General features: G+C 71.9%; 1 protein-coding gene. It reads left to right on the top strand.

Annotation, left to right across the window (positions count from 1 at the left end; all coding sequences use genetic code 11):
* Positions 1–384, top strand: a 384-nt coding sequence (locus AABA78_RS38995; protein WP_338270610.1) for a hypothetical protein, incomplete at both ends; no start/stop codon positions are given.

Here is a 384-nt window from a genome sequence, read left to right on the forward strand (position 1 = left end):
TCGTCACCTACACCTACGGGACGGGTGCCCTTGCCGACCGCGTTGAGAGCGTCTCCGTCTCGAAGTACGCCAGCGGCGCGCCCACCACGGAAGTGCTGCTCTCCCAGGTGGCCTGGGAGCCGTACGGCGGCGTGCGCGGCTACCGCACCCACTACGCGTCGGCGGGCACCACCGGCAGCGTCGAGTACGCCCTGGGCGACAACGCCTCCGCCGCGCCCACCTCCTGCCCTTCGGCCTTCCCCAGCGCTTCTTCCAGTGACGCCACGGGCCGCGTGCGCGCCCTCTGGGTGTCCACGCTCGCCTCGGGCACCAACTTCACGCCCGGCAGCGGCAACGGCGCCGTCCTCAAGCAGGTGTACACGTGGCAGGCGGACCAGCTCGTGC

It is taken from the genome of Corallococcus caeni (assembly GCF_036245865.1).
GTDB classification, from domain to species: domain Bacteria; phylum Myxococcota; class Myxococcia; order Myxococcales; family Myxococcaceae; genus Corallococcus; species Corallococcus caeni.